At 70.1% G+C, this 6,541-nt stretch carries 8 protein-coding genes; 6 read left to right on the forward strand and 2 right to left on the reverse strand.

Translation table 11 applies throughout. From position 1 onward, the window contains the following. Positions 1-160 precede the first annotated feature (160 nt). Together G6024_RS10750 and G6024_RS10755 are read left to right on the forward strand one after the other, a co-directional pair. Positions 161-529 carry a DUF488 domain-containing protein gene (locus tag G6024_RS10750; RefSeq protein WP_069389755.1) on the forward strand — a complete coding sequence of 123 codons (369 nt, stop codon included), beginning with the start codon at positions 161-163 and terminating at the stop codon, positions 527-529. Positions 530-730: 201 nt separating this feature from the next. Further along, complete coding sequence (locus G6024_RS10755; RefSeq protein ID WP_007629661.1) at positions 731-934, forward strand: cold-shock protein; 204 nt, start codon at positions 731-733, stop codon at positions 932-934. A 159-nt stretch (positions 935-1,093) separates the two neighbouring features. Here G6024_RS10755 and msrA read toward each other — a convergent pair whose 3' ends face one another. Then, positions 1,094-1,771 (reverse strand): peptide-methionine (S)-S-oxide reductase MsrA, encoded by a 678-nt coding sequence (gene msrA, locus G6024_RS10760; RefSeq protein ID WP_371606854.1) that lies wholly within the window; start codon positions 1,769-1,771, stop codon positions 1,094-1,096. 74 nt (positions 1,772-1,845) lie between these two features. On the opposite strand from msrA, the gene G6024_RS10765 reads away from it, so the two are divergent. Beyond that, positions 1,846-2,049 (forward strand): hypothetical protein, encoded by a 204-nt coding sequence (locus G6024_RS10765; protein ID WP_096906251.1) that lies wholly within the window; start codon positions 1,846-1,848, stop codon positions 2,047-2,049. 13 nt (positions 2,050-2,062) lie between these two features. Here G6024_RS10765 and G6024_RS10770 read toward each other — a convergent pair whose 3' ends face one another. Further along, positions 2,063-2,506 carry an NUDIX hydrolase gene (locus G6024_RS10770; protein WP_235027863.1) on the reverse strand — a complete coding sequence of 148 codons (444 nt, stop codon included), beginning with the start codon at positions 2,504-2,506 and terminating at the stop codon, positions 2,063-2,065. Positions 2,507-2,664: 158 nt separating this feature from the next. On the opposite strand from G6024_RS10770, the gene G6024_RS10775 reads away from it, so the two are divergent. The 3 genes from G6024_RS10775 to G6024_RS10785 all read left to right on the forward strand — a co-directional run bounded on the left by G6024_RS10775 (position 2,665) and on the right by G6024_RS10785 (position 6,361). After that, entirely contained in the window at positions 2,665-3,267 is a 603-nt protein-coding gene (locus G6024_RS10775; protein ID WP_067714888.1) for a superoxide dismutase, read from the forward strand. A gap of 200 nt (positions 3,268-3,467) precedes the next feature. Then, complete coding sequence (locus G6024_RS10780; RefSeq protein ID WP_159148680.1) at positions 3,468-5,516, forward strand: neutral/alkaline ceramidase; 2,049 nt, start codon at positions 3,468-3,470, stop codon at positions 5,514-5,516. Between the two features lie 77 nt (positions 5,517-5,593). Next, positions 5,594-6,361, forward strand: a complete 768-nt coding sequence (locus G6024_RS10785; protein ID WP_067714893.1) for an SDR family NAD(P)-dependent oxidoreductase — start codon at positions 5,594-5,596, stop codon at positions 6,359-6,361. Positions 6,362-6,541: the final 180 nt, after the last annotated feature.

Consider the following 6,541-nt stretch of genomic DNA (forward strand, 5'->3'; position numbering starts at 1 on the left):
TGCGGTGCCGCGGGACGGGCGGCCGCGTCACGGGCGTGGGGGGTCGCCACGGCGGGTGCGCGACCCAGCGCCACTGCCCCTGACGCCGCGGTGTGGTCATGGCGACCATGCTGACACAGCCCGGGTGGCGTCGGACGGCGCTGTGCCGGAGCCTGGGTCCATGTCCGTCTACTGCGTGCGCGTCCACGACCTCGTCTCGGGAGAGGCCGACCCGGCGGGGGCCCACGTCGTCCTCGTGGACCGGCTGTGGCCGCGGGGCGTACGCAAGGACTCCCTCGGTCACGACGACTGGTGCCGGGACGTGGCTCCGTCCGCCGACCTGCGCCGGGGGTTCCACCGCGGTGAACTGGACTTCGAGCACTTCGCGGAGAGGTATCGGGAGGAGTTGTCACGCGATCCCGCCGCCGGGGAGGTGGGCCGCCTGGCGACGCTGGCGGCCCGCGACGACCTGGTGTTGGCCTATGCGGCGAAGGACACCGAGCACAACCACGCCCTCGTTCTGGCGGACGAGATCAGGCAGCACATGTAGCCGTCGTCACATCAGGGGTGACGGATCGCGACGGCGTGTGTATGGTCTTCCTCAGTAGTTGAAATCGTTCGTTGTATTTCTGTAGATCCACCGTCCTTGAGAGAGGGCAGTGCGGCACCGCAGGGAAACACACAGCACGCTCTCTGCTGCAGCACCTGGGATCCCGACAAGCGGGGTACCGACTCTCGAAAGGACGCCAATATGGCTACCGGCACCGTTAAGTGGTTCAACGCTGACAAGGGCTTCGGCTTCATCGCCCCCGACGACGGCTCGGCCGACGTCTTCGCCCACTTCTCCGCCATCCAGGGCTCGGGCTACCGCTCGCTCGAGGAGAACCAGCAGGTCTCCTTCGACGTCGCGCAGGGCGCCAAGGGCCTGCAGGCGGAGAACATCACCCCGATGTGATCTGACGTCAGAGCGATCTGACGTCCTTCGGAATTAACGAGAGGGCCCGGCAGGAGAGATCCTGCCGGGCCCTCTCGCATGTCCGATGCGCCTGACCCCTCGGCGCGACCCTCCGCTCCCGCGCCCGGTCAGGCGCGGGAGCCCCCGGTCAGATGGGGGTCAGATGGGGCAGGCGACGCCGCTGCGCACGTGGCAGTCGTAGCCCCCCGGGTTCTTGACCAGGTACTGCTGGTGGTAGTCCTCGGCGTAGTAGAAAGTGCCGGACCGGACCTCCCCCAGTTCGCCGATCTCGGTGGTCAGCGGGCCATAACCGGCGGCGTCGAGCTCCTTCTGGTAGCCCTCGGCGATGCGGCGGGCCGCCTCCAGCTGCTGCGGCGTGGTGGTGAAGATGGCCGAGCGGTACTGGGTTCCCCTGTCGTTGCCCTGGCGCATCCCCTGCGTGGGGTCGTGCCACTCGAAGAACGTGGCCAGCAGCTTCTCCACCGGCAGTACCTCGGGGTCGAAGACCACCAGCACGGCCTCGGTGTGGCCGCTCGCCCCGGTGCAGGTCTCCTCGTAGGTGGGGTTCGGCGTCCACCCGCCGGCATACCCGGCGGCGGTGGTCCAGACCCCGTCGAGCTGCCACAGGATCTTCTCCGCGCCCCAGAAACACCCCATGCCGAGCACGATCGTCTCGTGGCCCTCCGGGAACGGCGGGACCATCGGGTTTCCGGTGACGATGTTCGCCGGCGCCACCGGCACCGGGTCAGCGCGGCCCGGGAGCGCCGCCTCGGCGTCGACGACCGTGGTCGCGGTACGCATGGCGGAGTGTCTGATCGCGTCTTGTAGCCAGCCCATGCCGCCAGGGTAACCCTCCGGCCCATTCGTGATCCGGACGTGATGTGACCAATGCCATAGTCGGCGCTAGGGTGGTGACCAGTTCGACCGAGGGGGAGTTCGACGTGACCGCTACACAGCCCGCCGCGCAGCGCCTGCGCGCCATCCTCGACGGTGAGCCGCCGCAGCCCTTCGAGGGGTCCGGCTGCAGCGACCACGTCCGTCGCCGCAACCTCCACGTGAGTGTCGCCGTCGCCCTGGCGCTCCTGATCGTGCTCGTCGTCCTCCTGGTGATCTGACCAGGCACCGTCATCACGTCAGACAGTCGCGGGCGACGCGCACCAGCAGGGGGGCCCACGGCGCACACGCGTCCTCCGGCAGCGTCGCGATGTGGGCCACCTCCGCGGCCGCGACCCAGCGCAACTCCGCTATCTCGGCCCGGTGCTGCTGCCCGCCGTCCACCTCGGCGGCGAAGACCTCGGAGACCAGGGAGAAGCCGGGCTCGTTGGCGGTCGCGGTGTCGAACCGCCCCAGGGGGGTGAGCCGATCGGGGGCGATGATCACCCCCAGTTCCTCGTCGATCTCCCGGGCGGCGCACGCCCGGGGAGACTCCCCGGCCTCCCACTTCCCGCCGGGCAACATGAACCGGTCGGTGCCCGCCTTGCGGACGGTCGCCACCGCCCCGTCGGGTCGGGTGAGCACGACGGCCGACACGGAGATGATGCCGCCGGCCGGGGCCGTATCAGAGTGATCCACGACCCCGATCATGGCAGGCCATCGGCTCGGGCGGCAGCCGGCGGTCGCGCAGCACGACGCACCGGTGGACGGATCACTATGGTGGAGGTGGACGTCGTGACGGGCGCCACGGGGACTCCCGTGCGCAGCCCGCCACCCAACTGAAAGGACACTCCACTATGGCCGAGTACGTTCTTCCCGATCTCGACTACGACTACGGCGCTCTCGAGCCGCACATCTCCGGCGAGATCATGGAGCTGCACCACTCCAAGCACCACGCGACCTACGTCAAGGGCGCGAACGACGCCATCGAGCAGCTCGCCGAGGCCCGCGAGGACGGCAGCATCGCCGCCAAGGCCCCGCTGCTGAGCAAGAACCTGGCCTTCCACCTCGGTGGCCACACCAACCACTCCGTGTTCTGGAAGAACATGTCGCCGAACGGTGGCGACAAGCCCGAGGGCGAGCTGGCCGCCGCGATCGACGCCGAGTTCGGGTCGTTCGACAAGTTCCAGGCCCACTTCAACGCCGCCGCCACGACCCTGCAGGGGTCGGGCTGGTCCGTCCTGGGCTGGGACCACATCGGGCAGCGCCTGATCATCCAGCAGCTCACCGACCAGCAGGGCAACATCTCGATCAACATCACCCCGCTGCTCATGCTGGACATGTGGGAGCACGCCTTCTACCTGCAGTACAAGAACGTCAAGCCGGACTACGTCAAGGCCTGGTGGAACGTCATCAACTGGGCGGACGTGGCCGAGCGCTACGCCGCCGCCAAGGGCTGAACACCGGCATAGCGCCTCACGGCTCAGCAGAGCACGCAGCGGCCCGGGTGGGGACCTCCCCACCCGGGCCGCTGCTCGTTTGTCGCCCGGCTCGTCCGTCCGGCACGCAGAGGACACCCCGGACGAGCGTCCACTTGGGTAGCGTCACTTCCCGATGCGGGGATGCGAGTCACCGCGATACGCGCACCCGGGGAGAGTCGATGTCCGCCAACCGAATGGCCGTCAACCGCCGCACCGTCCTGGGCGGGGCCGCCGCACTCGGCGGGGTCGCCGCGCTGCAGTCACTCCTGCCAGCCGTGGCACAGGGCCAGTCCACGGCCATCTACGTCGGCCGCGGCATCGGGGACATGACCGGAGAGCCGCTGGGCGCGGGCATGAACGGGTACGCGGACACCGAGCAGCAGTCCGTCGGGCTGCATCTGCGGCAGCGGGCCCGCGCCTTCGTCTTTGCCGACTCGCCGTCGTCACCCCGGTTCCTCCACGTCACCGCCGAGATCGGTCTCGTCTTCCAGTCGATCCAGCAGGAGGTGCTGCGCCGGTTGGCCGCCGAGTTCGGCGACACCTACCACGAGGGCAACGTGGTCATCACCGCCACGCACACCCACGTGGCACCCGGCGGGACATCCGGCCATCCGATGGTCGACCTGTCGATGCTGGGCTTCCGGCCGGTGACGTTCGAGGCCAACGTGGCGGGGATCGTCGACGCCGCACGGATGGCGCACCAGGACCTCGCGCCGTCGAGCGTCGGGGTCACCACCGGCGCGCTGCACGACGCCGGCGTCCAGCGTTCCCGCGGGTCGTTCGACCGCGACACCCCCGAGGAGCGGGCGCAGTTCCCGGCGGGGATCGACCCGCGGTCGCAGTCGTTGCAGATCACCCGCGACGGCCGGCTCGTGGGCGTGCTCAACTGGTTCGGCGTCCACGCCACCTCGATGACCTCCCACAACACGATCGCGTCCTCCGACAACAAGGGCTTCGCCGCATGGCACTGGGAGCGGGAGGTGGCCGGGCAGGACTACCTCGACGGCCGCACGCCGGAGCTGGTCACCGCGTTCGCGCAGACCAACCCGGGCGACGTGAGCCCCAACCTCGACCTGGCCCCTGGCCGGGGACCGACGCCCGACGAGTGGCTCAACACCCGGATCATCGGCGAGCGACAGTTCGCGGCCGCGCGCGACCAGGTGGACAAGGGGGTCCGGCCGCTCGGCAACGGGATCGACGTCCGGCACCGCTGGGTGGACATGTCGGCCGTCGAGGTGCGGCCCGAGTTCACCGGCGACGGGCGCCCCCACCGGACGACGGTGGCGGCCCTCGGCGCGTCGTTCGCGTCGGGCAGCCAGGAGGACGGCGGCGGTGGGGACGAGCTACCGTTCGCCGAGGGCGACCGCGGCGGCAACCCCGTCATCGCGGCGATCACCGACGTGGTGATCCCCGCCTGGCTCCGCGAGGCGCACGGCGCCAAGGACGTCCTGCTCCCGGTGGGCCTCGTACCGCAGGCCGTCCAGCGCGTGTACCCGTTCCACCTCGTACGCCTGGGCGGGCACTATCTGTTCACCCTCGGCTTCGAACCCACCGTGGTGGCTGGTCTACGGCTGCGGCGCACGCTCGCGGCCGAACTCGGCGTGGCCGAGGACCACGTCACCGTCCAGGGGTATTCAAACGCCTACGGGCACTACGTGACGACGCCCGAGGAGTACTCGGCCCAGAACTACGAGGGCGGCGCGACGATCTTCGGGCCGTGGACGCTCCCCGCGATCCAGCAGACGGCCGCGGAGCTCGCCCGCTCGATGCGCGCGGGCACCCCGCTCGACCCGGGCACCTCGGAACGGGACCTCACCGGACAGATCCCCGTATCCCCGCTGGGCAACCCGCTCGTCGACACCCCGGCACCGCTGCGGAACTTCGGCGACGTCCTGGACCCGCCGCTCACGGAGTACCGCATCGGACAGCGGGTCGTGGTGCGGTTCTGTGGCACCCACCCCAACTCCGACCTGCGCCGGGGAGACACCTACCTCGCTATCGAGCGCCGGGAGGGCGACCGGTGGGTACGGGTCCACGACGACGGCGACTGGTCCACGATGATCGTGTTCGAGGGCCTGCTCACCGTGACGAACGCGCTCATCACCTGGGACATCCCGCCCGGCACCCCGGCCGGCGCCTACCGCGTGGTGTACACGGCGTCGGGCCGCGGGATCGAGGGGCGTCTGTTCCCCGTTAGGGGGGAGAGCCCGGCCTTCGACGTGCGCTGACGACCGGTCTGGGACACTGGAGGCGTTAATGCTTGCACTTCCTAGTGCTTGCGTCGTCAACAGAAAGGACATCGCCCGTGGACATCAAGGGTGCTTCCGTCATCGTCACCGGTGCCGCCTCCGGCCTGGGAAACGCCACCGCGCGTTCGTTCGCCGAGAAGGGCGCGGTCGTGTTCGGCCTCGACCTCCAGCAGTCCATCGACAAGGCCGTCGAGCAGGGCATCGATGAGGGCATCACCCTCCTCGCCGCTGACGTCACCAGCGAGGACGACGTCAAGGCCGCGATCGCCAAGGCCACCGAGGCCGCGCCACTGCGCGTCGTCGTCAACTGCGCCGGCATCGCCCCGGCCGCCCGCATCGTCTCCAAGAAGGGCGTCCACGCCCTCGACCTGTTCGAGACCGCCATCTCGGTGAACCTCGTGGGCACGTTCAACGTGCTGCGGCTCGCCGCCGAGGCCATGTCCACCCAGGACACGGTCGACGAGGACGGCCAGCGCGGCGTCATCATCAACACCGCGTCCGTCGCCGCCTACGAGGGCCAGGTCGGCCAGATCGCCTACGCCGCCTCGAAGGGTGGCGTGTACTCGATGGGCATCTGCGCTGCACGCGACCTCGCGCAGTTCGGTATCCGCGTCAACACCATCGCCCCGGGCACCATCGAGACCCCGATGCTCAAGGGCCTGACCGAGGAGTTCCAGAAGTCCCTCGAGGCCGCGATCCCGTTCCCGTCGCGCCTCGGCCGCCCGTCGGACTACGCGCAGCTGGCGAACGCGATCGTCGAGCAGGACTACCTCAACGGCGAGAGCTTCCGCATGGACGGCGCCCTGCGCATGGCGCCGCGCTAACTGCCCGCCCGGGACCGGACAAAGCGTCCGGTCCCGTGCGCCGGTACGACGACTGAGGCCCGCCCCCTGCGAAGGGGGCGGGCCTCGGTGCTGTGCCTGGGTCAGGCGGTGCGCACAGGGTCAGCCGCGACCGTTGTCGATCGCGGGGCCGGGGGCCGGCGCGGGGGCGGGCGCCGGAGC

Origin of the sequence: Dietzia maris, from assembly GCF_014144855.1 — a bacterium.
GTDB classification, from domain to species: domain Bacteria; phylum Actinomycetota; class Actinomycetes; order Mycobacteriales; family Mycobacteriaceae; genus Dietzia; species Dietzia kunjamensis.

Coding starts and splice junctions, on each gene's coding strand:
- G6024_RS10780 (WP_159148680.1), top strand. CDS start 3,468: ATGTCCGCCAACCGAATGGCCGTCAACCGCCGCACCGTCCTGGGCGGG.
- G6024_RS10775 (WP_067714888.1), top strand. CDS start 2,665: ATGGCCGAGTACGTTCTTCCCGATCTCGACTACGACTACGGCGCTCTC.
- G6024_RS10755 (WP_007629661.1), top strand. CDS start 731: ATGGCTACCGGCACCGTTAAGTGGTTCAACGCTGACAAGGGCTTCGGC.
- msrA (WP_371606854.1), bottom strand. CDS start 1,771: ATGGGCTGGCTACAAGACGCGATCAGACACTCCGCCATGCGTACCGCG.
- G6024_RS10750 (WP_069389755.1), top strand. CDS start 161: ATGTCCGTCTACTGCGTGCGCGTCCACGACCTCGTCTCGGGAGAGGCC.